General features: G+C 63.5%; 18 protein-coding genes and 1 pseudogene. 10 read left to right on the forward strand and 9 right to left on the reverse strand.

Features of this window, described 5'->3' with window-relative positions; genetic code table 11:
• Positions 1-5: 5 nt before the first annotated feature.
• Complete coding sequence (locus RAD16_RS11065) at positions 6-1,217, reverse strand: type II secretion system F family protein (protein WP_458157901.1); 1,212 nt, start codon at positions 1,215-1,217, stop codon at positions 6-8.
• 3 nt (positions 1,218-1,220) lie between these two features.
• Positions 1,221-2,909, reverse strand: coding sequence for a GspE/PulE family protein (locus RAD16_RS11070; protein ID WP_458157902.1), 1,689 nt, complete (start codon positions 2,907-2,909; stop codon positions 1,221-1,223).
• Positions 2,910-3,046: 137 nt separating this feature from the next.
• On the opposite strand from RAD16_RS11070, the gene gspD reads away from it, so the two are divergent.
• The 3 genes from gspD to RAD16_RS11085 all read left to right on the forward strand — a co-directional run bounded on the left by gspD (position 3,047) and on the right by RAD16_RS11085 (position 7,476).
• Positions 3,047-5,431: a type II secretion system secretin GspD gene (gene gspD / locus RAD16_RS11075; RefSeq protein ID WP_458157903.1), complete on the forward strand. Its 2,385-nt coding sequence runs from the start codon at positions 3,047-3,049 to the stop codon at positions 5,429-5,431.
• An 80-nt stretch (positions 5,432-5,511) separates the two neighbouring features.
• The gene (locus tag RAD16_RS11080) at positions 5,512-6,108 is read left to right on the forward strand and encodes a prepilin peptidase (RefSeq protein WP_458157904.1); all 597 of its coding nucleotides are present in this window, start codon (positions 5,512-5,514) and stop codon (positions 6,106-6,108) included.
• 558 nt (positions 6,109-6,666) lie between these two features.
• A complete protein-coding gene (locus RAD16_RS11085; RefSeq protein ID WP_458157905.1) occupies positions 6,667-7,476 on the forward strand; it encodes a class I SAM-dependent methyltransferase in 810 nt (269 codons plus the stop codon).
• Between the two features lie 49 nt (positions 7,477-7,525).
• Here the strand turns inward: RAD16_RS11085 and RAD16_RS11090 are convergent, their stop codons facing one another.
• Positions 7,526-10,465, reverse strand: coding sequence for a M10 family metallopeptidase C-terminal domain-containing protein (locus tag RAD16_RS11090; protein ID WP_458157906.1), 2,940 nt, complete (start codon positions 10,463-10,465; stop codon positions 7,526-7,528).
• A gap of 201 nt (positions 10,466-10,666) precedes the next feature.
• Here RAD16_RS11090 and RAD16_RS11095 point away from each other — a divergent pair, with 201 nt between their 5' ends.
• The gene (locus RAD16_RS11095; protein WP_458157907.1) at positions 10,667-10,969 is read left to right on the forward strand and encodes a hypothetical protein; all 303 of its coding nucleotides are present in this window, start codon (positions 10,667-10,669) and stop codon (positions 10,967-10,969) included.
• A gap of 27 nt (positions 10,970-10,996) precedes the next feature.
• On the opposite strand, the gene RAD16_RS11100 is transcribed toward RAD16_RS11095, so the two are convergent.
• From RAD16_RS11100 to RAD16_RS11110, 3 genes are all read right to left on the reverse strand, one after another.
• Positions 10,997-11,461 carry a tetratricopeptide repeat protein gene (locus tag RAD16_RS11100; RefSeq protein WP_458157908.1) on the reverse strand — a complete coding sequence of 155 codons (465 nt, stop codon included), beginning with the start codon at positions 11,459-11,461 and terminating at the stop codon, positions 10,997-10,999.
• A gap of 287 nt (positions 11,462-11,748) precedes the next feature.
• A complete protein-coding gene (locus tag RAD16_RS11105) occupies positions 11,749-12,708 on the reverse strand; it encodes an acyltransferase family protein (protein ID WP_458157909.1) in 960 nt (319 codons plus the stop codon).
• 211 nt (positions 12,709-12,919) lie between these two features.
• The gene (locus RAD16_RS11110) at positions 12,920-13,795 is read right to left on the reverse strand and encodes a right-handed parallel beta-helix repeat-containing protein (RefSeq protein WP_458157910.1); all 876 of its coding nucleotides are present in this window, start codon (positions 13,793-13,795) and stop codon (positions 12,920-12,922) included.
• 422 nt (positions 13,796-14,217) lie between these two features.
• Between RAD16_RS11110 and RAD16_RS11115 the strand changes: the two genes are divergently transcribed.
• The gene (locus tag RAD16_RS11115; protein WP_458157911.1) at positions 14,218-15,411 is read left to right on the forward strand and encodes a CaiB/BaiF CoA transferase family protein; all 1,194 of its coding nucleotides are present in this window, start codon (positions 14,218-14,220) and stop codon (positions 15,409-15,411) included.
• A 111-nt stretch (positions 15,412-15,522) separates the two neighbouring features.
• Here the strand turns inward: RAD16_RS11115 and RAD16_RS11120 are convergent, their stop codons facing one another.
• The 3 genes and pseudogenes from RAD16_RS11120 to RAD16_RS11130 form a co-directional block, all read right to left on the reverse strand.
• Positions 15,523-19,440: a beta strand repeat-containing protein gene (locus RAD16_RS11120; protein ID WP_458157912.1), complete on the reverse strand. Its 3,918-nt coding sequence runs from the start codon at positions 19,438-19,440 to the stop codon at positions 15,523-15,525.
• A gap of 542 nt (positions 19,441-19,982) precedes the next feature.
• A pseudogene (locus tag RAD16_RS11125) lies at positions 19,983-20,096 on the reverse strand (dTDP-4-dehydrorhamnose 3,5-epimerase family protein); the annotation flags it as partial.
• A gap of 15 nt (positions 20,097-20,111) precedes the next feature.
• Complete coding sequence (locus tag RAD16_RS11130; RefSeq protein ID WP_458157913.1) at positions 20,112-20,222, reverse strand: dTDP-4-dehydrorhamnose 3,5-epimerase family protein; 111 nt, start codon at positions 20,220-20,222, stop codon at positions 20,112-20,114.
• 102 nt (positions 20,223-20,324) lie between these two features.
• On the opposite strand from RAD16_RS11130, the gene rfbA reads away from it, so the two are divergent.
• The 5 genes from rfbA to cysN are packed head-to-tail and all read left to right on the forward strand — an operon-like array spanning position 20,325 to position 25,938.
• Positions 20,325-21,200 (forward strand): glucose-1-phosphate thymidylyltransferase RfbA, encoded by an 876-nt coding sequence (rfbA, locus tag RAD16_RS11135; RefSeq protein ID WP_458157914.1) that lies wholly within the window; start codon positions 20,325-20,327, stop codon positions 21,198-21,200.
• A gap of 20 nt (positions 21,201-21,220) precedes the next feature.
• Complete coding sequence (gene rfbB / locus RAD16_RS11140) at positions 21,221-22,321, forward strand: dTDP-glucose 4,6-dehydratase (RefSeq protein ID WP_458157915.1); 1,101 nt, start codon at positions 21,221-21,223, stop codon at positions 22,319-22,321.
• Complete coding sequence (locus tag RAD16_RS11145; RefSeq protein WP_458157916.1) at positions 22,318-23,124, forward strand: 3'(2'),5'-bisphosphate nucleotidase CysQ family protein; 807 nt, start codon at positions 22,318-22,320, stop codon at positions 23,122-23,124. The genes rfbB and RAD16_RS11145 overlap by 4 nt, the downstream gene beginning before the upstream one ends.
• A 43-nt stretch (positions 23,125-23,167) precedes the next feature.
• The gene (cysD, locus tag RAD16_RS11150; protein WP_458157917.1) at positions 23,168-24,067 is read left to right on the forward strand and encodes a sulfate adenylyltransferase subunit CysD; all 900 of its coding nucleotides are present in this window, start codon (positions 23,168-23,170) and stop codon (positions 24,065-24,067) included.
• The gene (gene cysN / locus RAD16_RS11155) at positions 24,067-25,938 is read left to right on the forward strand and encodes a sulfate adenylyltransferase subunit CysN (protein WP_458157918.1); all 1,872 of its coding nucleotides are present in this window, start codon (positions 24,067-24,069) and stop codon (positions 25,936-25,938) included. The genes cysD and cysN overlap by 1 nt, the downstream gene beginning before the upstream one ends.
• Positions 25,939-25,953: the final 15 nt, after the last annotated feature.

A 25,953-nucleotide genomic window follows, 5' to 3' on the forward strand; every position in this document is an offset into this window, starting at 1 on the left:
CCTCCCTAACCAACTATCTGGCTCACCGACATCAGCGCCGTCATCACCGAGGTGATCAGGCCGCCGACGACGAGCGAAATCGCAATGATCGCTGCCGGCCCCGCAATGCCGACCGCCCGGTCGAGCGTCCGCTGCAGCTTGACCTCGTAGAATTCGGCAACGCGTCCCGACAGCATCGGCAATTGCCCGGTTTCGTCGCCGAGCCGGAGCATGCGCACCGCCATCGGCGGCAGCGCCTCCGTCTCGGCCAGCGCATCGGAGAGCTTCGAGCCATGGCGGACGCGATCGGCGGCATCGCTCCAGACCGCGGACGGGCCGGTCGTCGCCATCATGTCGATCAGGATGCGCAGCGTGGTGGTGAGATTGACGCCGCTGCCGAGCAGCAGGCCGAGATTGCGGCAGAACAGCGCCGTGCGGTACGCCCGCATGATGTTGCGGATCGCCGGCAGCCTTACGATCGCATTGGTGATGCCGCGGCGGATGCGCTCCTGCCGCAGCACGAGCCATGTCGCGGCGATGGTGATCGCAAGCCCCGCCAGCACCGCATCGGAATTGCCGCGCAGGAAGGTCGAGATGTTGAGGAAGACTCCGACGACCGGATCGACCTTGGCACCGAAATCCTGCAGCACGCTGGCGAACTGCGGCAGCACGAAGGTGAGGAAGAACAGCAGCACGCAGCCGGCCGCACCCAGCACGAACAGCGGATAGCGGATCGCATCCGACAGCCGGCGCCGCAGGGCTTCACCGCGCGCACGTTCGCCGGCCAGCACCTCCAGCACCTGATCGAGCGATCCCGAGGCCTCGCCGACGCGCACCAGCGCAATATACATCGGTGGAAACAGCCCCTCATGCCGCGCCAGCGCCTCGGCAAAGCTCTCGCCCGAGACGACGCGCGAACGGATGTCGGCGACGACCGGACGCAGCCGGCCGAAATCGGGATCGGCCGCGAGCAGCTCCAGTCCATCATTGATGCGGGCGCCGGCGCGCAGCAGCAGCGCAAGATCGCGGGTGAAGATGGTGACGTCTTCCGGCTTCGGCCGGTTGAAGATGCTGAGCACGCTGCCGGCCGCGCCGCCCTCTTCCGGCGTGACGTTGTCGACCAGCACGAGGCCAAGCCGCTCGATCCGCTGCGCGACGTCGCCGGGCCCGGGCGCGGCGATGGCTCCGGAGACCAGTTCGCCGTTGGCATTGAGCGCGCGGTAGCGATAGTTCGGCATGCGTTAGCGCACCGTCGTGACGCGGAAGACCTCGGGCACGGTGGTGAGGCCGGCCCGGCACTTGGCGACCGCATCCTCCAGCATCGTCGTCATGCCGCCCCGCATCGCGGCGGCATCGATCGAATGGGAGTCGGTCTGCGGTCCGATCAGCGTGCGGACCTCGTCGGACATTTCCAGGATCTCGAACACGCCGTTGCGGCCGCGATAACCGGTGCCACCGCAACGCTCGCAGCCGCCCGCCTCGTGCACGACCTCGCCGCACTTGAAGCCGATTACCGCAAAGCGCGGGTCCTTGGCGATGTCGGCCTCGCTCAGCGTGTGCGGCACCTTGCAGCGGTCGCAGAGCATGCGCACGAGGCGCTGCGCCACCACCGCGCGCAGCGTGGACTTGAGCAGAAATCCCTCGATGCCGAGATCGATCAGGCGCGGCACGGCGGCCGCCGCCGTCTCGGTGTGCAGCGTCGTCAGCACCAGATGGCCGGTCAGCGCGGCATGGATCGCGATATGAGCGGTCTCGGCGTCGCGGACCTCACCGACCATGATCACGTCGGGGTCCTGGCGCACGAAGGCGCGCATGGCGGAGGCAAAGGTCAATCCGATCGACGGCTTGACCTGGGACTGGTTGATGCCGGGGATCTCGTATTCGACGGGGTCCTCGATGGTGAGGATCTTGCGCGTCGGCTCGTTGAGGATCGACAGCATGGTGGCGAGCGTCGTGGTCTTGCCGCTGCCGGTCGGGCCGGTGACCACGATCATGCCGTGCGGCATCGCCAGCAGCCGCGTCATCGCGCTCTCGTCGCGCGCGCCGAGCCCGAGCTTGCTCATCTCCAGCAGACCACGATCGCGCGGCAACAGGCGGATGACGGCGCTCTCGCCATGCTGCGTCGGCATGGTCGCGACGCGGACGTCGATCTCGCTGCGTCCGACGCGAACGCGCGCGGCGCCGTCCTGCGGCAGCCGGCGCTCGGCGATGTTGAGGCTGGCGAGAATCTTGATGCGCGAGATCAGCGCCTGCGGCGGGATGCCGTGCGGCGACGGCAGCGCGCGCAAGAGACCGTCGACGCGCATGCGCACCGCAAGTCCCGCGCGAAACGGCTCGACGTGAATGTCACTCGCGCGCAAATCCACCGCGCGCTCCAGCAGGTCGTTGAGCGCACGCACCACCGGCGCGCCGCTGGCGAGATCGCGCAGGCTTTCGATGTCGTCGTCGGACTGCTGCGCAACGCTCCTGCCGCTTCGATCGGCATGCGCGTCATCGACCTCGGCCCGTTGATCGAGGACCGTCGTAATGTCCTCATATGACGCCACGACGACATCGACCGGCGCTCCGAACACGATTTCGGCGGCGCGCGTGGCGGCCGTGTCGGAGGGGTCGGCGACAGCCAGCCGAAAACCCTCATCCGGCGCGATGAAAGGAAAAATGGTGGATTCGCGCAGGAAGCGGCGTGAAAAGCCGTCCAGCCGAGGTGTCGCCGCGAGCAGTTGCGGAAGGTTCAGCCGCGGCAGATCGAAATAATCGGAGACTTCGTCCGCGAACTCGGCCGCGGACAGTTCGGTCGCCTCCCACAATTCGCGCAAGGGGCGCGTCAGCGCGGGATTGGCCGACTTGTCCACATGGGCGTGCGCCCGCAACGGCAGCGAATATTTGTCCAGAAGGTACTGCCGGAAGCTATCTGCGGAGCGGTCGCGCATCGCATTCACAGCGTTGACCTTGTTACCTGAATGCAACAACTTCGGCGGGGGCGGAAGGCCCTTTGCCCTTGACTTATTTCTTAGCAAAAACATAATCGTGGCGCAAACTTTTGCGCGTCCGAACCGAGGGGGATCGGATGCAATTTCCGATCAATTCTAGCGTTGGCAGGCGTATTTTGTTTGAGGGTGTCCAGCCGCTTTTGCGCCTTCGCTCAGCGTTGCCTGGAATGCTCGTGCTGTTGTCGGCGGCCTTCATGCTTGGCGCCTGCATCGTCACCGCCGATCAATCGATAGAATCCGATCCGAAGGATCCGCGCGCCCAGGACATCGCCGACAAGATCCGCTCCCTCGATCTGCAGCCGCGGCAACCCGCGGATACGGGATCGGGCGGCATTGCCCAGGCGAAATCGTCCAAGCCCGCGATCTATCTCAGCGATGGTGCAACGCCGCAAGGCGGCGCGCTGGTAGAGCGGGACGATAACGGCGGCAGCGGTTACGACCTCAATTTCGAGAACGCGCCGGTCGCGACCGTCGCAAAGGTCATTCTTGGCGACGTACTCAATGTCGGCTACACGATCGACCCGCGCGTCCAGGGTACCGTGACGCTGGCCTCGGTGCGCCCCGTGCCCAAGGCGGACGCGCTCTACGTGCTGGAGAACGCGCTGCGCATGTCCGGTGTCGCGTTGGTCCGCGACCGCACCGGCTACCGCCTGCTGCCGGCGCCGGAGGCCGGTCCCGGCGGTATCGACCGCGCGGTGAACGCGGCGGCCGGCCAGGGCATCACGGTGGTGCCGCTGCGCTATGTCTCGGCTCAGAACATCTTCAAGCTGCTCGACTCCTTCGGCGTCAAGGCTGCGACCATGCGCGCCGACAACACCCGCAACACGTTGATCGTCAGCGGCAGCGGCACCGACCGGGCCACTGCCGTCGACACTATTCTCTCGTTCGACGCCGACTGGATGCGCGGACAGTCCGTCGGCGTCTTCCCAGTACGCAATTCCGCGCCCGAGCCCGTCATCTCCGAGATCGAGAAGATCATGGATTCCGGTGAAGGCGGCATGAGCCAGAACGTGATCAAGCTGCAGCCGATCGCGCGGCTCAACTCGATCCTCGTGGTCACGCAGAAGCCGGAATATCTGAAGCGCGCGCAGACGTGGATCGCGCGGCTCGACCGCTCCGACACCGACGGGGTGAACCTGAAGTCCTATCCGCTGCGCTACGGCAATTCCAAGGTGGTCGTGGCGCTGCTGAACGAGATGCTGTTCAGCCAGAGCGCGACCAGCAACTCGTCGCTCGACAGCGCGTCGAGCCAGCTTTCGCCGGGCTCCGGGATGTCGACGTCGACCTCCACCAATCCCGTCGCCTCGCTGAGCGCGATGCCGACCGCCGCCGCCGGAGCGACGACGCCGGTCAGTGGCCCCGCCGGCTCGGCGCTCGGTGCTCGCCCCGCTCCGGCCGCCTCAGCCAGCCCGACGCCGGCGCAGGACTCCGGCCTCGGCGGACTGGGCGGCAATGGGAAGCCCGGCGTCAACGCCCTCCTCCAGAACGTGCGGGTCACCGCCGACGTCACCAACAACGCCGTGCTGGTCTACGCCAACCAGGAGGCGCAGCGCATCGTCGAGCAGACCATCCGCCAGATCGACCGGCCGCAGCGCCAGATCGCGATCGAGGCGACCATCGCCGAGGTGACGCTGAACAACCAGTTGAACTATGGCGTGCAGTTCTTCCTGGCGAGCCAGAAAGGCTCGATCTCCAACACCATTTCGGGCATCAGCAACAGCGCCACGATCGGCAGCAACACCGAGGCGACGAGCAACGCGGTCAATGCCGCGGCGGGCGCCCTGCTCGGCCGCGCACTGCCCGGCTTCAATTTCCTGATCGGCTCGGAAAATTCGCCGCGTGTCGTGCTCGATGCACTTCACAACATCACCGACGTCAAGGTGCTGTCGAACCCCTCGCTGGTGGTGCTGGACAACCAGGCCGCGACCTTGCAGGTCGGCGACCAGGTGCCGTTCTCGACCGGCACCGCGACCGTGCTGACCGCCAACAACACCGTGGTCAACACCATCGACTACAAGAACACCGGCATCATCCTGCGCGTGCTGCCGCGCGCCAATGCCAACGGCAACGTCGTGCTCGACATCGAGCAGGAAATCTCGAGCGTCGCCGCCGGCAGCACCAACTCGCTGACGCCGACGATCTCGCAGCGCCGGGTCAAGAGCTCGATCGCGGTGACCAGCGGGCAGACGGTGCTGCTCGCCGGCCTGATCAGCGAGACCGAGAACAGGCAGCGCCAGGGCATTCCGATCCTTGATTCAATCCCCGGCATGGGCGACGCCTTCTCGCACCAGACCAATACGCGGGCCCGCACCGAGCTGATCCTGTTCATCCGCCCGACCGTCATCAAGGACGGCGTCGATGCGCATGTCATCGCCGAAGAGATGCGCACCAAGATGAACGGCCGCCTGGTCGGCACCAGCAATCCCGTCGTCACCGTGAGCCCGCCGAAGGCGGCGCGCTAGAGCATGATCCGGACCCGAAGGGCCGCGTCAGCGCAAAGTGCGCAGCGGTTTTCCGGAAAGACCATGCTCAGACAATTACCGTGACGGATCAGGTGACGAACGAAGAGACGGGCCCTTCGCTCGCACTCGGCATCGCCCTGCTGCTCGGGGTGTTCGCAAGCCTGGTGACCGCGCCTGGCGCCGAAGGCCTCTATGGCGCGTTTCTGGCCGCTCTGATGCTTGCAATCGCGGTGTACGATGCCCGCCACTACCTCATTCCCAACGAGCTGACGGGGGCCGCTTTCGCCCTCGCCTTGCTTCGCGCCGCCGCGTTCGTGCCCGACATCGGCATCGAGGCGCTGCTGTGGCCGCTGGCCCGCGCTGCGGCCGTGGCGCTGCCGCTGCTGCTGCTGATGGCGCTCTACCGGCGCTGGCGCGGCCGCGACGGGCTCGGGCTCGGCGATGTCAAGCTGGCCGCGGTCTGCGGCGCCTGGCTCGATCTTGCGACCGTGGTCGCGGTGATCGAGCTGGCGGCACTGCTCGCGATCGCCGCCTATGCCGTCAATGCTGCACGACGAAGAAGACCGCTGCGCGCGACCGCCTACCTGCCGTTCGGATTGTTCCTGGCACCCGCCGTCTGGGTCGGTTGGCTGGGCGAGACCTGGTACGCGAACTGGCTCGGCGGCTGGCCCGGCTGAGGCCAAGCCTGCGTCACAGCGCTCCGTCGGGTTGCCCGCGGTGGCAGCTGCCGTTCTGCCGAAATGAACAGCGGAAAACCCGCGCTTGGGGCGGGACACCGCTGCCATCCAGATCCGTCCTTGAGGCCGGCCATCGCCCCGACGAACCCGGCAGGAGCGCCGGGCATCCCCCCGCCGGGGGTGACCCTGCCCAAGGTACTATAACACCTCGATAAATCGCCATCCCCACGCCGACACATGACGCCGCGTCTGCTGGCCTCCCCTACTGTGCATGGGGTTGTTTTGGACTTTTTTGCCGGACGGGCCCGTGGAACCCCCACGGTCATCCTGGTCGTGACTGCAAACCCCTTGCAGGCACCAGACCGTTGCACACCTCAAAGTCTCGAGCGGGCGCACCGCCGAGGAATCGCGACCATTGCCGTGCCTGCATATCTTGATGAAACCTCACGAAACGGGGCGAGGACAACGTGTCTGCGAAACCATCCGCAATGGTCTCGCGGGTTGACAGCAATTCCTTTCTACTCCTAATAGACCAATCGTTTCCGGAAGTTTTCAATCATGTCCAATGCAACGGAGCTCGTCTCCGAAATTTCATCGAAGATCGGGAACGCAGCCAAGGTCGTAGCGTTGCGTGCGCGCCGCAGCTTTTCTCAGGGCGGCAAGATCCGTCCCGGCTTTTTCGATCAATATCCCCAGTTCTTCGAGACCAGCGAAACGACGGCATTCGCGAACCGCTTGAACGAGCGTTATCGCGCCATCATCGATTTCAGCCGCAACGCGATCTCCGGAAAGCGCGTCCTCGATATCGCCAGCCATGACGGCCGCTGGAGCTTCGCCGCGCTGAGCGCGGGCGCGAGCCACGTCACGGGCATCGAAGCCCGGGCGCATCTGGTTCAGTCGGCTGGAGACAATCTCCAACAACTCGGAATGTCGCGCGACAAGTTTCAGTTCATCCAGGGCAATGCGTTCAGCGCGCTGGATCAGATCGCGCCGGGACAAATCGACACGGTGATGTGCCTCGGTTTCTTCTATCACGTCACCGATCACATGGCGCTGCTGGCCCAGATCGAGCGACTGAAGCCGGCGCACGTCATCATCGATACCGCGGTCGCGGCCGATCCGCGGAACGTGGTCGTCTGGCAGGTCGAGAACCACGATTTCGAGAGCGACGCGGCCAAGACCTCGGACGCGCAGAAGATGGTCCTGGCCGGCATCCCGAGCAAGGCTGCGCTCGATTTGATGCTGAAGAGCCTGGGCTGGAAGCCCCAGTATTACGACTGGGGCAATGCCGGCATCCAGAACTGGACTCACATCGAGGACTACCAGGAAGGCACGCGCGTGACGCTGCGTGTCGACGTGAGCAAGTAGCCCGCAACGCCTCGCGGGCGGATCGCGTTCGCGCGTTTCGCGGCCAGATCTATACCAGCAAGTGGAAGTCGTGTCCGATGCTGCCAGCCAAAAGGTTGCCGGCGTCGAGATCTATGTTGGCGGGCGCCGCCGCTTGCGAGGCAGGCGGGGCCGCGCTCACGGCGGTGTTGACGTGGAAGTAGCTGTAGTAGCCGCCGCCTGAATAGGCCTGGCCATCATAGGCCTTCACGTAGAGGTCGTCGGACGTTCCGCCATTTCCCGCAACAAAGGTGGTCTGCGCAAGCTGCGCAGCCGTCACCGCATACGCGGTCTGGGCCGGCACGGTCGTCCCATTGACGACGAAGTGCCCGCTGCCCGCCGACGGGCTGTCGTCGTAGAGATAATAGGTCAGCGGGTCGTTGTCGGCGTCGCTGGCGCTGAACAGGCTCGACGCCGTGAACGTCTGGCCGGCAGTGGCCGAGATCACCGTCTGCGGCACCGTCACGACGGGGGCATGGTTGGCAACGTTGGCGGCGGTCGTGTTGACGTGGAAATAGCTGTAGTAGCCATTGCCCGAATAGGCTTGGCCGTCATAGGCCTTCACGTAGAGATCGTCGGACGTTCCGCTGCTTCCCGCAACGAACGTCGTTTGCGCAAGCTGCGCCGCCGTCACGATATAGGCGGTCTGGGCCGGCACGATCGTCCCGTTGACGACAAAGTGCCCGCTGCTCGCCGACGCGCTGTCGTCGTAGAGATAGTAGGTCAGCGGGTCGTTATCGGCGTCGCTGGCGCTGAACAGGCTCGATGCCGCGAACGTCTGGCCGGAGGTCGCCGAGATCACCATCTGCGGCACCGTCACGACCGGGGCATGGTCGACGCCGTTTGCGCCGGTCGTGTTGACGTGGAAATAGCTGTAGTAGCCATTGCCCGAATAGACTTGGCCGTCATAGGCCTTCACGTAGAGATCGTCGGACGTTCCGCTGCTTCCTGCAATATAGGTCGTCTGCGCGAGCTGCGCCGCCGTCACCGCATATGCCGTCTGCGCCGGAACGATCGCCCCATTGACGATAAAGTACCCACTGCTTGCCGACGGGCTGTCGTCGTAGAGATAGTAGGTCAGCGTATCGCCGTCGGCGTCGGTGGCGCTGAACAGGCTCGATGCCGTGAACGCCTGGCCCGGAGTCGCCGAGGTCACCGTCTGCGTCACCGTCAGGACGGGCGCGTGGTCGGGCGGCGTGTTGACGTGGAAATAGCTGTAGAGGCCGCCGCCCGAATAGGACTGTCCGTCAAACGCCTTCACGTAGAGATCGTCGGACGTTCCGCCGGTGCCTGCAACGAAGGTCGTCTGGGCGAGCTGCGCCGCCGTCACCGCATATTCCGTCTGTGCCGGCACGATCGCGCCGTTGACGACAAAGTGCCCGCTGCTCGCCGACGGGCTGTCGTCGTAGAGATAGTAGGTCAGCGTGTCGCTATCGGCATCGCTGGCGCTGAACAGGCTCGACGCGGCGAACGTCTGCCCCGCGGTCGCCGAGATGACGGTCTGCGACACCGTCAGGACGGGCGCATGATTTTGCGTGATACCGACGAGGTCCGACGCCGTGATCGTCAGCTTGCCGAGAAGGTCGATTGCAAAATCTGCAACGCCGTCACCGTTGGTGTCGCCCTGGAGAACCGTGACGCCCCGCGCGCCATCATAGTAGAAATTGAGCTCGCCGGCCCTGCCGTCAAAGGCAGCGACGCCAATGAAGTGAAACGAATCTTTCGCCCCGGTATTGATGTTGGCGTCCATGGACGACAGGTCGATATGATCGACGCCGGGAGTGAAGTCGGTGATCTGATCGTGCTGGCCGACCGCGGGCGAGCTGTTGCCGGCAGCGAATACGAAGGTGTCGGCGCCAGCTCCGCCGGTCAGGATGTCGACACCGGGGCCGCCGATCAGGGTGTCATTCCCGCCGCCGCCGGAGAGCGTGTCGTTGCCGGCGCCGCCGTTCAGCACGTTGGCGATGGCGTTTCCGGTGATCGTGTCGTTGCCGGAGCCACCGGTGGCGTTGTCGATATAGGAGCGCGTGTCGCCGTTGTAGAGATAGGCGTTGTAGACGTTGCCCGCAGCGTAATTGCCGTTGCCGAGATAGGCGAGCTGTGTGGCGGAGAACACCGACGACGCACCGGGATTGAGATCGATGCTCAGATTGGTCGTGTAGTTCGACAGGTCGTAGGTATCGACGCCGCCACCGTCCCAGACCGTTTCGTAGATGCGGTTGGCCGAGCCGCCGGCGCCGCCACCCGGCGCGAGCTGTCCGACGCCGTTGATGAACTCCTGCCCCGTTGTCTGGCTCCAGGTGTAGACGGTGTTGCCGCCCTGGGTGCTGAAGTTCGCGCCGTACAGCGTCTGCAGCGCGAGGATATCGTTGGCCATGTAGGTCTGCGGATATCCGTAAGCCTCGTTGGTGTAGCCGGTCAGCGGACCGCCGACATAGCTGCGATAGCTCATGACGGTGTATTCGCTGTCGTCATGCGCAGTCGGCACCGCGACATTGGCGACGCCGCCGGTCTCCTGGCTGTGCTTGAGGCCCAGGGCGTGGCCGAACTCGTGCAGCGCGGTCGTGAAATAGTAATTGCCGAGCTGCGCCTGCGAGTAGTCGTACTTGGTGCCGAACCAAACGTCGCCGCCGGCCGCGTAGTTGCCGGGGTAGTAGGCGTAGGAGGTCGGATTGGCCGCCGGCGACTGCGCGATCATGATGTCGGCAGTGCCGGTGCCGTTATTCGTGATGTTGATGTTGGTGTAGCTCTGGATCAGAGCAATGGCGTAATTGATCGCCGCCTGCACCTGGGTCGGCGCAGCCGCAAAGCCCGACGTCGTCGGTTCGCTGTGACCGCCGGAATAGGGATTGGCGTAGGTGCCGGCCAACGTCGGGAAGCTGTAGCTGATCGCGCCGGACCATTTGGTGCCCGCCAGCAGGCCGTCTATGTCCGCGTTGTTGGTGGCACTCACGTTGACAGAGGTAGCCAAGGGAATCTCCGAAGCGGCGGTCCCGGTCGATTCGGGGCGCGGACAGATGATTCTAGCTTGAGATCTAAACGTTTGGCTTAAGTTTGACGGCTCGGCCCGATCTCTTCCGCAATGGCTCGTTAAACACCAGATTCCGTAGTGATACGGGTAAAGGATGACAATAGCAATTCCGGCCGCGCGTCGTGATTGACAAGGGAACTCATGAAACCGCACCTGCTTCTGGCCGGTCTGCTCAGCGCTTGGGTCGCGCTTGCCGGGCTAAATCACCTGCCCTCCGGAGGACTGCCTGTCATGGTCGAAAAAGCCAACGCGGACGACAGCGGCAGGGCGTTGCCTGCGCCCTCGGTTCCGCCGGCCCGCGACCCTTCGGCCGCGGTCGCCGAGGAGTACGAGCTGGCACGCCGGAAGGGGACGACTGAGGCGCTCGAGCTGTTCATCGCGCGCCATCCCGACAGCGCACAGGCACAGAAGGCCCGCGAGGACCTCAATGCGATGAAGCGATAGGGGCCGCGACGATGCCCGGGCCCACTCTCAGTGCTCGCGGCTCGGCGCCCACGCCAGCGCCCGCAACCTCGCCTCGGCGATCTCACCGCGCGTCATCTTGGACGTGACAGCATCGCGAATTCGCGCACGCGCATCGCGGGCCTGGCGAGGCGCGGCCGCAGTGGACAGGTTGAGCCACTTGCTGGCTTCGACGATATCCTGCGGCACACCCTGGCCCCTGTCGTAGAGCAGCCCGAGGGAATATTGCGCAAGGCTATCGCCCTGCTCGGCCGCACGGCGGTACCACATCGCCGCCTCGGTATAGTTTTGCGGAACGCCACGGCCGGTCTCGAACATGTAGCCGAGATAGGTCTGCGCAGGTGCGCTGCCGTGCTCAGCGAGGGGAATGAACGCCCGCGAGGCCGCAACGTAGTCCTGACGATTGAAAGCGGACATACCCTGCCTGAGGGATTGGGCCTGCACGCCCGACGGCAGGATCATCACGGCCAGCACAAGACCACTCAGACGGCTCCCAAGTCTTTGGGACGGCCCTGTCGTCATTCGTTCCGCCACGGCACCAATGTTTCGATTATCGTCCATCCCGGCCCCGTCATCGCTGTATCGGGGACAAGTTAGCTCGCCCCGGAAGCAATATCTACCTCCTGGGTCAGGGAAAAGGAGCGAGAATGATCAAGGGTCGCGAAGAATTTCAGTTGGCGCGCTCAAGAACAGACGTCAAGTCTAACTTGACCTTCTAGCGGTCCACTATCATCCGTTGTCCAAGGTGTTGGGCAAAGCTCTCAAGCGGGCTTTCCTTCTTCAGATTCCGCATGGATGACATGTCGACGAGACAGCGATCCCCACACCATGGATTTCATGCTGAGAGCTCGTTTTTCAACGAGGTGCCAAGAGACCAGCGACAACAACAGCGTGAGGAGTAGCACTGAACAAAAGAATTCCGCACTGGTAAGCCAGTTAAATTGGCGCAACCAGAGCAGAATTGGGAAGTGATAGATGTAGATTCCCAGACTGGGATCGCCAACCATCTTCTTGTATCGGGCAAAGACCGGCTTGGTGTACAGCCCAAGCCCAATCATCGCATAAGCGATGAGCGGCCCAACACAGAAGGTGTAGACCGGCGCTTCTTGATAGACGTTCCTAAGAGCGACCGCAGCCAATAGGCTGATCACGGCGAACGGAAGCGACCAAATCATCTTATCTCGCACGATGTACAAAAGCGACCCACTTACGAACGCCGACATCACTGCGAAAATTTGGGCAACCGTTCCTGAAGTTGCGGCTCCCGCGATCGACACAAGAGCAAAGATTGTGATCAATCCGATGGTGGCGTGCTGCGGAGACCGATAAAGACCGAGAGCGAACCCCAATGCGAGCGAAGCATATAGGTATTCTTCAAGACTCAAGCTCCACAGCGGTCCATTGGCTCCAGCGGCGATCAAGCCCATACCAACCCAGTCAATGAGGGCGGCGAACACGCTACCTCCGAGTATCGCGACCAATAGGAGTGATAAGGCAAAGGCCGGACCGATCCGCAAGAATCGCTTCCACGCGAAGTGCATATAGCCAGCGGACCGCACCATGCTATCGGTGATAAGAAAGCCAGAAATCGCGATAAAACACGGCACCCACGGCAATTGCCAATAGGAGACGCCGATCAATTGCCCTGCGTGAAATGACATCACACCGAGAGCCAGGATTGTGCGGATGAAATCCAGGTTGTTTTTGGGATTGACGGCCATTTAGAGGCTACATACCATCCAATTGCGAAGCTGAGCAACAGATGCCAGCTCGATCTTCCATTTGACCTCTCGGATTTCAGCTCAATCGACTGATCCTTGTTACCCAGTCCAGCGATGGCGAGGAAGGGTCGCTCGGGCGTACGCGGAACCAAAACGAAGGCGACAGGTCTCCGATCAGGAAGCCTGTCGCCCGTGGCAATATGTTGAAGCGCTACTTCAACGGCAGTGTCGTCGTCGGCGTGAACGCGCCGTTCGTGGCGTTGTCGCCGAACGAGGTCACCGACGCCCCGCCTATTGCATTGACGGCGGTCACAGCGCCGAAAATCTTGTTGGCTGACATGATCAAGTTGCTCGGCGCGGAAATCTGGATTCCAAAGTTCGGGTTGCTGTCGTACGACGTGGTGAAGGACACCCCGGTGTTCTGGACGCCGCCGGAGCCTGCAATATTGAAGCCGCCGGCATTGTTGGTGATGATCGAGTCCTTGACGACGGCTCGTGCGCCCGATGTGCCTACCAAGTTCACACCGTTTCCGGTGAAGTGGCGAATCGCACAGTTGACGATGGTGGTCGTTCCGGAGCCGACGATCTGCACGCCGTTGATGCCTGTGCCAAGACCCTCGATGTCGAGGCCCTGAAGCAGGACCCTGTCGGACGCTGAGGGAAGATTGACAACGATACCGTTGGTGCCGGACACCAGCACGCCGGCTTCGAAAGTCGAGGTGATGCTGATCGACTTGGTGATGGTCACGCCGCCGAAACCGCCGGGATCGAGAACGTTGATTTCGCCGAACGCTGCCGTCTTGGAAATTGCACCGGCGAAGGTCTTGCAGGGTGCCGTGCGGCTGCACGGATTGGCATCATCGCCAACGCCGGACACCCAGGTGCGGGTCGCCTGGGCATTCGCCGGCGCGGACGCCAGGAATGGGAGCAAAAAGCCGATCGTCAATACGAGTAAACCAAAACGCCTCATCTCTGCCTCCTCTGAGCTGGCCGGTTCTCGGCGCAGCAAAACTGCTGAACAAAAAATTTCCAGGTAGAATTGCTTTGCTAGAAGGCAGCCCCGCCGAAGGCCCTGTGCGTGTCGCACTTACGAAATGTCGCCGGCAGCCATCCCCCAATTCGCTGCAGTCCGTAGTCCGTGCTGTGACGCGCTATGGGCCGGAATCACGCCACTGAATCAAAGACCCACTTTGAGATCGAAGCCGTGTTGGCGTCCGCCTCTCGTGCATCTGTCCTCCATTTGGAGGATCAGGTTCAATTTGAGTTTGCAATTTTTACGATCGCTTCTGATGACGGGAATCAAGGCTCGCTGGCGCAAAATGAGTTCGAACTCGAAAAATGGCCTGCGAAACTCGATCGGGAAAATATGGTACTTCAGCAATCCATGCAGGGCAATGACGTCGGGCCGCCCGCATCGACCGCTGTCCCCAGGACTGTTATAGCTGCTTGTCGGCCACGACCTGCGTGATTTGGCCGCGCATGCAAGCATTTCCTTCCGGAGTCTCGTAAATGGCCTTCCCGCGCGCCTCGCAAGCCCTTTCCCGCTTCACCGTGCTCGACCTGACCCGTGTCCGTTCAGGGCCGACCTGCGTGCGGCAATTGGCCGATTGGGGCGCCAATGTCATCAAGATCGATGCACTTCTGGAAGACAGCGGTGGCGAACAGCCCGGCGGCCCCCGTCGGGGCTCCGATTTCCAGAACCTGCACCGCAACAAGCGCGCCATGACGCTCAACCTCAAGGATCCCAGGGGTCTCGATGTGTTCAAGCGTCTGGTCGCGAAGGCCGACGTCGTCGTGGAGAACTTCCGGCCCGACGTCAAAATCAAGCTCGGCATCGACTATGAGAGCCTGCGCGGGATCAATCCCGGCCTGGTCTATGGCAGCATTTCGGGATTCGGGCAGGATGGCCCCTATCACAAGCGGCCGGGCTTCGATCAGATCGCGCAGGGCATGGGCGGCCTGATGTCGGTCACCGGTGCCCCCGGCGGCGGTCCGATGCGGGTCGGCATTCCGGTTGCGGACCTCACCGCCGGGCTGTTTTGCGCCATCGGCATCCTCACCGCGCTGCTGGAGCGCGACGTTTCCGGCGAGGGGCAATGGGTGCAGACGTCGCTGTTGCAGGCCCAGATCTTCATGCTGGACTTCCAGGCGGCGCGCTGGCTGATGGAAAAGGAAGTCGCCGGCCAGGCCGGCAACAACCATCCGACCAGCATTCCGACCGGCGTGTTCAAGACGTCCGACGGCTACATCAACATTGCAACCACTGGTGGGCGAATCTGGGAGCGTTGCGCGCAAGCGATCGGCGCGCCCGAGATGGTCACCAATCCGGATTACGCCACCGCGCCGGCCCGCTCGAAGAATCGCGATGCGCTGAACGCGGAGATCAGCAAGCGGACCGTGACGAAATCGACCGAGACCTGGGTCAGGGAGCTCAACGAGGCGGGCGTGCCTTGCGGCCCGATCTATGCGATCGACCAGATGTTCGAGGATGCGCAGGTCAAGCATCTCGGCATCGCGCAGGATGTGCCGAATGAGGAGAACCGGCCGATCCGGCTTCTCGCGCAACCGGTCAAGCTGTCGCGCACCCCGAGCAAGATGGCTGCCCGTCCGCCGGAATTTGGCGAGCAGACCGAAGAGGTGCTCGCCGAGTTCGGCTTCACCGCGAGCGAGATCGCTGAACTGCGGCAGGCCAAGGTGGTGTGAGGCCCCGGGCGGCCGCCCCGCCTCCTTGCACGACGCGATCTGCGATCGGCCTCAAACCTTGAGTTCGAGGCGCGGCCCTATCGCCGCGCCTCTTTCCGGAAGCAGCCTTCTTCACACCACCAGGATGTCGTGGGGATTGATCGTCACCCCCGCCTGAACCTGCGCCAGTGCCAGCGCTGCCCCCTGGGTGCCGTCGGCACTGAAGTAGAGGGTCTGGTTGGCCGTATCGAACAGGAAGCCGGCGAAGCCGTTGAACTGATCGCTCGCCGCGGTCTGGAACAGCGACGTCACGTCCATGCCGGCCGTCAAGCCGCCGCCGAAGCCGCTCGCCGAGACGGCGATGTGATCATGCTGGCTGGTGTTGTTGAAGTCGGTGATGGTCGCAACGCCGTCGGTCGTGTGCATGAACGCGAATGTGTCGTTGCCCGCGCCGCCGCTCATGACGTGGCTTCCGGAATTGCCGATCAGGACGTCGTTGCCGCCGGCGCCATTGAGCGTCTCGGTGCCGTTGGTGGCGATCAGGATGTCGTCGCCGCTGGTGCCGTTCAGCGTCGTGGCGCTCGCCGCGTTGTTGATGACAGTTGCGGTGGCCGTGTTGGAACTTGCCGCAAGACCGTCGGACGAGGTGTAGTTAAACGAGCCGCCTGACGTGGCATCGTCCGCAAAGAACACGTCGGGGCCCGACAGCGACGCCGCGCCCCCACTGCTCGAGGTGACGCTGCCAACGGAGAGATGATCGATCGTGTCGGGATCGGTGTCGTTCGCCGCCAGCGCCCAGGCCGGGATATCGACGGTGCCGCCGGGGCCGACATCGGTGATGACATTCTCGCTGACGGCCGTGGGCGCGTCGTTGCTCCCGTTGAGGGTGACGCTGATGTCCTGGTAGGCGGAGGCACCGGCACTATCGGTCACCGCCACGGTATAGATCTGCGTGATCGACTGCCCCTGCGCCAGGAACTGGATGTCGGCGTTGTCCACGCTGAAGTGCCACGCCACCGATCCGGTGCCGCCTGACTCCGTGACCGGGTCGAGCGTAAACGTTCCGAAGTAGTTGCTGTCGTGCGGCGTGAAGTTCGCCGTGTGGGTATCGCCCGGATCGGAATCGGAAAACGCGACTGATCCGTCGGAGGTCTCGACCGCCGGCCCCGGCGTCGGGGCCACCGAGAACTGGTCGAAATGCAGCCCCGAAATGCCTGCGGTGTAGCTGATCAGGAACTGATCCGTCAGGCCGTCGCCAACCACGTCGAAGGTGTATTTGGTGAAGCCGAAGGCGATCTCCGAGTCCACCGCCGACACCAGCGTCGTACCACCAAAGGATGCGGAAAACGACTGGCTGCCACCACCGGCGTCGCCTGCGAGATAGAAGCTCAGCGTGTAGTGCTGCCCGGCGACGGTCGCAATGTTCTGTGCCAGCGATCCGCCACCTGACAGCGTCGCCGTGTAGTTGCCGAAATCGCCGCCAAGCGCGGCGAATTCGACATCCGGGCCGCTCGCGACCCAGCCTGTGAAGTCGCCCGACTCGAAGCCACCATTGACGGCCAGGCTCGGCCCGGCGTCTTCAGTGATCGAGCCGAAGGCGACGGCCGACGTGACTTGCGGCGCCTCATCCGACCCCGTGATGTTGAACGTCAGGGTCGTCGGAGTGCTGTGACCGAAGTTGTCGGTGACCGTGAAGTTGAACAGGTCGGTGGCATGCTGGCCGGCGAGCAGACCGTCGAGCACTGGACTTGCTGTGTAGAGATAGGTGCCATCGTTGAAGATCGTGAGCGTGCCGTAAGCGCCCGCGACGTCCAGGATGCCTGAGACCGCATGGCCGTTGACGTCGGTCACGCTGAGCGAGTTGCCGATATCGCCCGCGCTGTCGCCGGCATCCGTGATCATGTTGCCGATGGCGACAATGTTGCCCGCATCGGTCGCGGTGGTGTCGGCAATGCTGGCGACATCGGCGTTGATGATGGGCTGGTTGTCGGCGGCACCGGTGGCCGTGACCGTCACCAATTGCGTCGAGGTGGTCACGCCGTCGGAGACGGTGACGTTGTACGTCACCGTCAACGTGTCGCCGGCATTGAGGAAATCGAGGTCCTTGTCCGGAATGCTGAAGGTCCAGTCGATGCCGCCGTGACCGGAGCCGGTGGAGTCGTGCAGCACCGTGGCCAGCGCCGACTGCAGATCGCTCAGCGTCTGCGACGGCACGAAATCGCCGCCCGACCAGACCGCGGAGCCCACATCCACGCTCACCGAATGGTGGTCCGAGAGGTCGACGTCATCGAACGCGAGCGTACCGGTCGGTGTCGGGCTCGTGCTGTCGGGCGACGGCGATCCGATCGTGTCGACCTGCTCCGCAACCGTGCCGCTCTGCGGCCCGCCGGTCATGACGACGGCGTCGTTGGCGCCGGTGATGACGACTTCGACAGTCTGCGTCGCGGTGGTCGAGGCGTCGCTGACATGGACCTGGTAGTCGACGGTCAGGGTTTCGCCCGCAGCGAGGAAATCGAGCTGGTTATCCGGGATGCTGAAGGTCCAGTCGACGCCGCCGCTGCCCGTGCCGGTGGAGTCATGCAATGTGGTCGCAAGCGCGGTCTGAAGGGCCGTGTTCGTCCCGGCCGGCAGCGTCGAGCCGCCGGACCATGTTTCGGACGCCAGCGATACCGCCACGCTGTGGGAGTCGCCCGGGTCCGCATCCGTGAAGTTCAGCGTCCCCGTCGGCACCGGGCTGGTCGTGTCAGGCGTCGCGGAGCCCGTCGTGTCGGCGAGCTCGGACAAGGTGGCGGATTCCGGACCGCTGGTGACCACCACCGGGTGGTTGGTCCCGAGAATGGTGATGGTGACGTTCTGCGTCGCCGTGGCGCCGGCGGAATCGGTGAGGAGGACCTGGTAGGTCAGCGTCAGGGTCTGGCCGCCGGGGATGCTGCTCGCCAGGGTGTTCGAAAGGGCGAAATCCCAGCCGACGTCGCCGAGCACATGGCCGGTCGAATCCGTCATTGTGGTGGAGAACGCCGCGAGCAGCACGGAATTCGGGATCGAAACCGAGCCGCCGCCCGACAGCGAGGCCGAGACCGACGTGCTGGCCGAATGGCTGTCGGACAAGTCGACGTCGGCGAAAGGCAGATCGCCATGCGCCTTGAGCTTGCCGTCCGGCGAGACATTCTGCTCCTCGACGAGATGCGCTGTGTCGGGGCCGCCGATGTAGACCGGCTTGTCGTTCGTCCCGATCACCGTCACCACGACATTCTGCGTCGTGACGCCGCCGGCATGGTCGTCGAGCTGAAGCACGTAGTTGATCTTCAGTTGCTCGCCCGCCGCGAGATAGTCGAAGGCAAGATCCGGCGCGGAGAACATGGTGTTGATGGTGCCGCTGCTCGAGCCCGATGCCTTGACGACATTGTTGACGTTGAAGAAGGACATCAGCTCCGCGGTGCCCAACCCGCCCGGCAGGATACCGGTGGTGGTCCCCGAGGCCGAAGCCGTGACCACGCTTGCGGTGAAGTTGGTGTTGGTCAGGTCGACATCGGTGAAACTCACGGCAATCGGCGTGGTGTCGGGCGACGGCGACAGGGTCTGGTCCGCCTGCTCGGTAACCGTCGCCCCCACCGACGTCGCGATCACCGGCTTGTCGTCGGTGCCGGTCACCGTAATGGTCACGGTCTGCACCGCGTTGCCGCCGTGACCGTCGGAGAGCGAGACGTCATAGGTCAACACCAGCGACTGGTTCTTCGACAGGAAGTCAAAATCGTCATCCGCCTCACTGAACGACCATTTCACCGTGCCCGTGCCATTGTTGTCCTTGGTGATCTGGGACGTCATCGCGGTCTGGAAGTGCGCAAGCGAGCTCGCCGGGATCACCGTGCCGGTCGAAAGCACCGCCGAGTGCAGCGCGACCGACGTCGTGTGGGTGTCGGCCTTGTCGCTGTCCTTGAAGTTCAGCGTGCCCGACTCCTGATGCAGCGTGGTCGAGCCCGTCACATTGGCGAATTCGCCGAAGCTGTCGCTGTCGGGGCCGCTGGTGAAAATGGGCGAATGATTTGCCATGAAAAACCCCTGCCTGCGTGGTGCCACACAAGCGCCACCGCCTGCTGAAATTGCGGGGCGCGATTAGTTCCGCCTGGCCGGCTCGCAAGCGCGTTCGGTGCGGAGCAATGAAAAGATGAGGAGAAAGCCAATGCGGTCGCGTAGCCGAACTATCGTCGTCGCTTTTCAGTTTGATGACTGCACGGATGAAGATTGCACGAGTGATGGGATGACGTGTCGAATGATCGAGTTGTGCCGGGCGCTGAGCAGCCGAAACGCAAACATCGGGAAAAATACTTGACGCGAAACTGAGCCGCCACCAGCAACCTCTACGATCATATTCGCAAGCTCGCCGCCACGTCAACCTGGACGTCAGTCAGACCGACGATGCACGCATTACGTCATAAACAAATTGAATAGACTGATAAATCCTCAATTCTCGTCGCCGGATTCAACGCCGTTCCGCAACCGGAACCTCGGGGTGCACGGACTACGCGTTTGGTGACGAGAGGTTCGCGAATGCATCCAGCTCCTGCGAAAGCGCGCTCTCCCAGGTGGATGGCTCAAGGCCATAAGCAAAGCGCGCTGACGAGCTCGCCTTGGCTCGCTGGATTTTGCAGGTGGAGGCCGCGCAATACGCCCCGGCTCGACCGGGACATATGGTCCTGCACGAACGGGTGCGGGACGCCGGCCTACCGGTAGCGCTGGAACTGATAGGTTTCCATGAAGAAGCCGCGCTGGTCGCCAAACAGCCTGGGCTCGACAATCAGGACCTCGGGAAGTCCTGTTGCAACGACGTTCATTTGGGCGCTAAAAGCCCTGTATGTGGCGCGGTCGTATAGCAAACTTGTCCGCCTCAAGCTATCTGCTATATTTCCGAACAGCGACGTTTTGCGCGAGGGTTTATGAAGGGGATTATCCTGGCTGGCGGCACCGGCTCACGGCTTTATCCGGTGACGACTGTCGTATCGAAGCAGCTTCTCCCGGTCTTCGACAAGCCGATGATCTACTATCCGCTGTCCACCCTGATGCTGGCCGGGATCAGGGATATCCTCGTGATCTCGACGCCGCAGGACAAGCCCCTCTTCCAGCGCCTGCTCGGCAACGGCGCCGAGATCGGCCTGCGCTTCGAATACACCACCCAGGAGACGCCGCGCGGCTTGGCCGACGCCTTCATCGTCGGCCGCGACTTTGTCGGCTCCGATCGCGTCGCGCTGATCCTGGGCGACAACATCTTCTACGGCCACGGCTTGCCCGAGATGCTGCTGAAGGCCTCGGCGCGCGAGAAGGGCGCGAGCATCTTCGGATATGTCGTCAATACCCCCGGCCAGTATGGCGTCGTCGAGCTCGATGCGGAGAGCCGGGCGCTGTCGATTGAGGAAAAGCCGAAAAATCCGAAATCCGACGTCGCAGTCACCGGATTGTATTTCTACGACAACGACGTGCTCGACATTGCGGCCAACGTGAAGCCGTCGGCGCGCGGCGAAATCGAGATCACCGACGTGAACAATGCCTATCTCCAACGCGGCGACCTCTATGTCGAGGTTCTCGGACGGGGATTTGCCTGGCTCGATACCGGCACCCACGCCTCGCTGGTGGAGGCCAGCCACTTCGTGCAGATCCTCGAGCAGCGTCAGGGCCTGCGCATCGCATGCCCCGAGGAGATCGCGCTGCGCAAGGGCTACATCTCGCTCCGCCAGTTCGAACAGGTCGCGGAGAGATCCGCCAAAAGCAGCTATGGCGAGTACCTGAAATCCGTCGCCCGCTCTTTCGCCGGCTAAGCGGCTTCGCGGAGACCAGTATGCGCTTCAAGGGATCGACGATCTTCGTAACAGGCGGCGCCGGCTTCATCGGCTCCGCCGTCGTGCGCCACCTGCTTCGCGATACCGGCGCCCGCGTCGTGAACGTCGACAAGCTGACCTACGCCGCCAATCTGGATTCGCTTCCCGGCGCAGACGGCAACCCGAACTATGCATTCGAGAAGCAGTGCATCTGCGAGGCCCCGGGCTTGCGCGCACTGTTCGAGAAATACCAGCCAGACGCGGTGATGAACCTTGCGGCTGAAAGCCATGTCGACCGCTCAATCGACGGGCCTGGCGAGTTCATCCGGACCAACATCGTTGGGACGTTCACGCTGTTGCAGGAAACGCTGCGCCATTGGCGCGCGCTCTCGCCCGAGAAGCGCGCAAATTTCCGCCTGCTGCACATCTCGACCGACGAAGTGTTCGGTTCGCTCGGCGATGAAGGGCTGTTCACGGAGACGACGGCCTATGCGCCGAACTCGCCCTATTCCGCGAGCAAGGCATCGTCGGACCATCTGGTGCGCGCCTGGCGGGAGACCTACGAGCTTCCGACCATGGTGACGAATTGCTCGAACAATTACGGCCCCTATCACTTCCCGGAAAAGTTGATCCCTCACATGATCATCAAGGGCCTCGCCGGGGAGCCGCTGCCGGTTTATGGCGACGGCAAGAACATCCGCGATTGGCTCTACGTCGAGGATCACGCAAAGGCCCTGACGATGGTGCTGGAGCGCGGCACGATCGGCGAAACCTACAATGTCGGCGGTCGTAACGAGCGCACCAATCTGCACGTCGTCGAGACGATGTGCGACCTGCTCGACGAGCTCGCGCCGAAGGCCGGCGGTCCGCACCGCCGCCTGATTTCCTTCGTCGCCGATCGCCCCGGCCACGATCGCCGCTATGTCATCGACGCCTCGAAGCTTGAGCGCGAACTCGGCTGGCGCGCCGATGAGACGTTCGAAAGCGGGATCGGCAAGACCGTGCGCTGGTACATCGAACAGAAGCCCTGGTGGCAGGCGATCCTGGCACGCGGCTACACGGCCAAGCGGGTCGGGCTCGAGGACAGCCGCACGCAACGGACCGACGAACTCGTCAAATGAGCACGGGAAGTACCCTGGGCGAAACTGACCGCGTCGCGCGCCTGTTCGGCCTGATCGCCGTCCGCGCCGGCGAAGCCATCATGCGCATCCGGGCAAGCGCGAGCGATCCCCAGTACAAGATCGACGGCTCGCCGGTGACCGCGGCGGATCTCGCGGCCGACGAAATCATTCGCGCGTGCCTCGCGCGCAATCTGGCGGACCTGCCCGTTATCACGGAGGAAACCTGCGACCCGGCGGTGACGACGCGCCACCCGCTGTTCATCCTGGTCGACCCCCTGGATGGCACCAAGGAGTTCATCCAGGGCTCCCCTGAATTCACGGTCAATATCGCCCTGATCGCGGACGGATCGCCGGTCGCTGGCGCCGTCTATGCGCCCGCCCTGTCACACCTTTACCTCGGCGGATCAAACGCCTACAAGCTGCACGTTGCCCCCGCCGCGTGCGACGCATCGTTCAGTGATATGCACCCTATCCAGGTGCAAAATCCCTCGTCCGAAGGCTTGCGCGCAGTCACAAGCCGAAGCCACCTCGACGACGCCACACAAGGCTGGATCAGCCGGCATCCGATCCGGGAGTTGAAGCCGTACGGGTCGTCGCTCAAGTTCTGCGCGCTGGCGGAGGGGGAAGCGGACGTCTACCCCCGGCTCGCTCCAACGATGGAGTGGGACACGGCCGCCGGACACGCGGTGCTGCTGGCAGCCGGGGGGCGCGTCGTCGGCATGAACGGCGAGGAGGTTTGCTACGGCAAGCCGGCCTATCGAAACGGTCACTTTGTTGCATGGGGCGGAAGCGCCGGCGAATAGCGCAGCCGCCCCCTTTGGGCTCTTACTGGATCAGAACGCGAATATGCTGCCCCGACATCTCCGCCGCCTTGAGGCTGAATCGATCGAGATCATGCGCGACGTGGTCGCCGAGTTCAAAAAGCCGGTCATGCTCTATTCGATCGGCAAGGACTCGAGCGTAATGCTCCACGTGGCGATGAAGGCGTTCCACCCCGCCAAGCTCCCCTTCCCGCTGCTCCATGTCGACACCACGTGGAAGTTCCGGGAGATGATCACGTTCCGCGACGAGACGGCCAAGCGCATCGGCGCCGATCTGATCGTCCATGTGAACAAGGAAGGCGTCGAGCGCGGCATCGGCCCGATTGCCTCCGGCTCCTCGCTGCACACCCAGGTCATGAAGACCGACGCGCTGAAGCAGGCGCTGGATCTCTACCAGTTCGACGCGGCGTTCGGCGGCGCCCGGCGCGACGAGGAGAAGAGCCGGGCCAAGGAGCGCATCTTCTCGTTCCGCTCCGCCGGCCATGTCTGGGATCCGCGCAACCAGCGGCCCGAGCTGTGGAACCTGTTCAACACCCGCATCCGCCAGGGCGAGACGATGCGGGTGTTCGCGATGTCGAACTGGACCGAGCTCGACATCTGGGAATACATCATGCTCGAGAACATCCCGGTCGTACCGCTCTATTTCGCCAAGATGCGCCCCGTCGTGCGGCGCGGCGGCACGCTCATCATGGTGGATGACGACCGCCTCCCGCTGGAGCCGAACGAGACCGCGGAAATGCGGCTGATCCGCTTCCGCACATTGGGATGCTACCCGCTCAGCGGCGCGATCGACTCGTCGGCGACGACGATCCAGGAGATCGTCACCGAGATGCAGACGGCAACGGTCTCCGAACGGCAGGGCCGCCTGATCGATTCCGATGAGGCCGCCTCGATGGAAAAGAAGAAGCGCGAGGGATATTTCTGATGGACGCCTCCGTTCTTCGCGAGCCGCATTCGTCCGGGACCAAGGACCAGCTGCGCTTCATCACCTGCGGCTCGGTCGACGACGGCAAGTCGACCCTGATCGGGCGGCTGCTCCACGACAGCAAGCTGATCTTCGAGGATCAACTGGCCGCGCTCGCGCGCGACAGCGCCAAGCATGGCACCACCGGCGACGACATCGATTTCGCGCTGCTGGTCGACGGCCTCGAGGCCGAGCGGCAACAGGGCATCACCATCGATGTCGCCTACCGCTTCTTCACGACCCCGCGCCGCTCCTTCATGGTCGCGGACACGCCGGGCCACGAGCAGTACACGCGCAACATGGCCACTGGCGCCTCGACCGCGCAGCTCGCCATCATCCTGATCGACGCCCGCAAGGGCGTCCTGGTGCAGACCAAGCGTCATTCCTTCATCTGCTCGCTGCTCGGCATCAAGCACGTGGTCGTTGCCGTCAACAAGATCGACCTGGTCGATTACAAGAAGGACGTGTTCGATCGCATCGTCGGCGATTACGTCGCCTTTGCCACCGGCCTCGGCTTCTCCTCGATCGTTCCGATTCCGATGTCGGCACGCTACGGCGACAATATCATCGAGCGCTCCGGCAATACCGAGTGGTATCACGGCCCCTGCCTGCTCGATTATCTCGAATGCATCGACGTCGCGAGCGAGACGACCGGGCTGCCGTTCCGCTTCCCCGTGCAGTGGGTCAACCGGCCCAATCTCGATTTCCGCGGCTTCACCGGAACGGTGGCGTCAGGCAGCATCTCCCCCGGCGACGAGATCGTGGTGTCGGCATCCGGCCACAAGAGCCGCGTCAAGGAGATCGTGACCTATGACGGCCAATTGCCGAAGGCCGAGGCCGGCGATGCCGTGACGATCACGCTGCAGGACGAAATCGACATTGTCCGCGGCGACGTCCTGGCGAAGCCGACCGAACGCCCCGAAGTCGCCGACCAGTTCGCCGCCCATCTGATCTGGATGGACCAGGATCCGCTCGTGCCGGCGCGCAACTACATCGTCAGGATCGGCACCCAGACGATCACGTCGGCGAGCGTCACCGCGATCAAGTACCGCATCGACGTCAACACCCGCGAGCACCTTGCCGCGACGACGCTCGGCCTGAACGAGATCGCGTTCTGCAATTTCGCCATGGCGCTGCCGGTCGCCTTCGATCCCTATGAGGCCAACCGCCGGACCGGCGCCTTCATCGTCATCGACCGCTATACCAACCGCACCGTCGGTGCCGGCATGATCGCGTTTCCGCTGCGGCGCGCCAGCAACATCGCCTGGCAGCCGCTCTTGATCGGCAAGGCCGAGCGCGCCGCGCTCAAGAACCAGAAGCCGCGCATCATCTGGTTCACCGGCCTGTCCGGCGCGGGCAAATCGACGATCGCCAACATTCTCGATCAGAAGCTGTACGCGCTCGGCAATCACACCATGCTGCTCGACGGCGACAACCTCCGCCACGGGCTCAATCGCGACCTCGGCTTCACCGAGGCCGATCGGGTCGAGAACATCCGGCGCGTCGGCGAGGTCGCCAAGCTCATGGTCGACAGCGGCCTGATCGTGATCTGCTCGTTCATTTCCCCCTACAAGGCCGAGCGCGACATGGTCCGCGGCCTCGTCGCCGAGGGAGATTTCATCGAGGTGTTCGTCAACACGCCGATCGAAGAGTGCATGCGGCGCGACCCCAAGGGGCTCTACACCAAGGCCAAGGAAGGCAAGATCAAGAACTTCACCGGCATCGACGCCCCCTATGAAGCGCCTGAGCGCCCGGAAATCCGGCTGGAGACGGTCGGTCACCGCCCGGACGAACTCGCCGATCAGATCGTCGAGCTCCTCAGGCGCCTTTGAGATGCCAGGCCGCCT

It is taken from the genome of Bradyrhizobium sp. 18BD, from assembly GCF_054185225.1.

What these genes read in the sequence shown, in the direction of transcription:
- gspD (WP_458157903.1), top strand. Translation starts at nt 3,047, where the DNA reads ATGCAATTTCCGATCAATTCTAGCGTTGGCAGGCGTATTTTGTTTGAG.
- RAD16_RS11105 (WP_458157909.1), bottom strand. Translation starts at nt 12,708, where the DNA reads ATGGCCGTCAATCCCAAAAACAACCTGGATTTCATCCGCACAATCCTG.
- RAD16_RS11085 (WP_458157905.1), top strand. Translation starts at nt 6,667, where the DNA reads ATGTCCAATGCAACGGAGCTCGTCTCCGAAATTTCATCGAAGATCGGG.
- RAD16_RS11065 (WP_458157901.1), bottom strand. Translation starts at nt 1,217, where the DNA reads ATGCCGAACTATCGCTACCGCGCGCTCAATGCCAACGGCGAACTGGTC.
- rfbB (WP_458157915.1), top strand. Translation starts at nt 21,221, where the DNA reads ATGCGCTTCAAGGGATCGACGATCTTCGTAACAGGCGGCGCCGGCTTC.
- rfbA (WP_458157914.1), top strand. Translation starts at nt 20,325, where the DNA reads ATGAAGGGGATTATCCTGGCTGGCGGCACCGGCTCACGGCTTTATCCG.
- RAD16_RS11095 (WP_458157907.1), top strand. Translation starts at nt 10,667, where the DNA reads ATGAAACCGCACCTGCTTCTGGCCGGTCTGCTCAGCGCTTGGGTCGCG.
- cysD (WP_458157917.1), top strand. Translation starts at nt 23,168, where the DNA reads ATGCTGCCCCGACATCTCCGCCGCCTTGAGGCTGAATCGATCGAGATC.
- RAD16_RS11145 (WP_458157916.1), top strand. Translation starts at nt 22,318, where the DNA reads ATGAGCACGGGAAGTACCCTGGGCGAAACTGACCGCGTCGCGCGCCTG.
- RAD16_RS11070 (WP_458157902.1), bottom strand. Translation starts at nt 2,909, where the DNA reads ATGCGCGACCGCTCCGCAGATAGCTTCCGGCAGTACCTTCTGGACAAA.
- RAD16_RS11120 (WP_458157912.1), bottom strand. Translation starts at nt 19,440, where the DNA reads ATGGCAAATCATTCGCCCATTTTCACCAGCGGCCCCGACAGCGACAGC.
- RAD16_RS11130 (WP_458157913.1), bottom strand. Translation starts at nt 20,222, where the DNA reads ATGAACGTCGTTGCAACAGGACTTCCCGAGGTCCTGATTGTCGAGCCC.
- cysN (WP_458157918.1), top strand. Translation starts at nt 24,067, where the DNA reads ATGGACGCCTCCGTTCTTCGCGAGCCGCATTCGTCCGGGACCAAGGAC.
- RAD16_RS11115 (WP_458157911.1), top strand. Translation starts at nt 14,218, where the DNA reads ATGGCCTTCCCGCGCGCCTCGCAAGCCCTTTCCCGCTTCACCGTGCTC.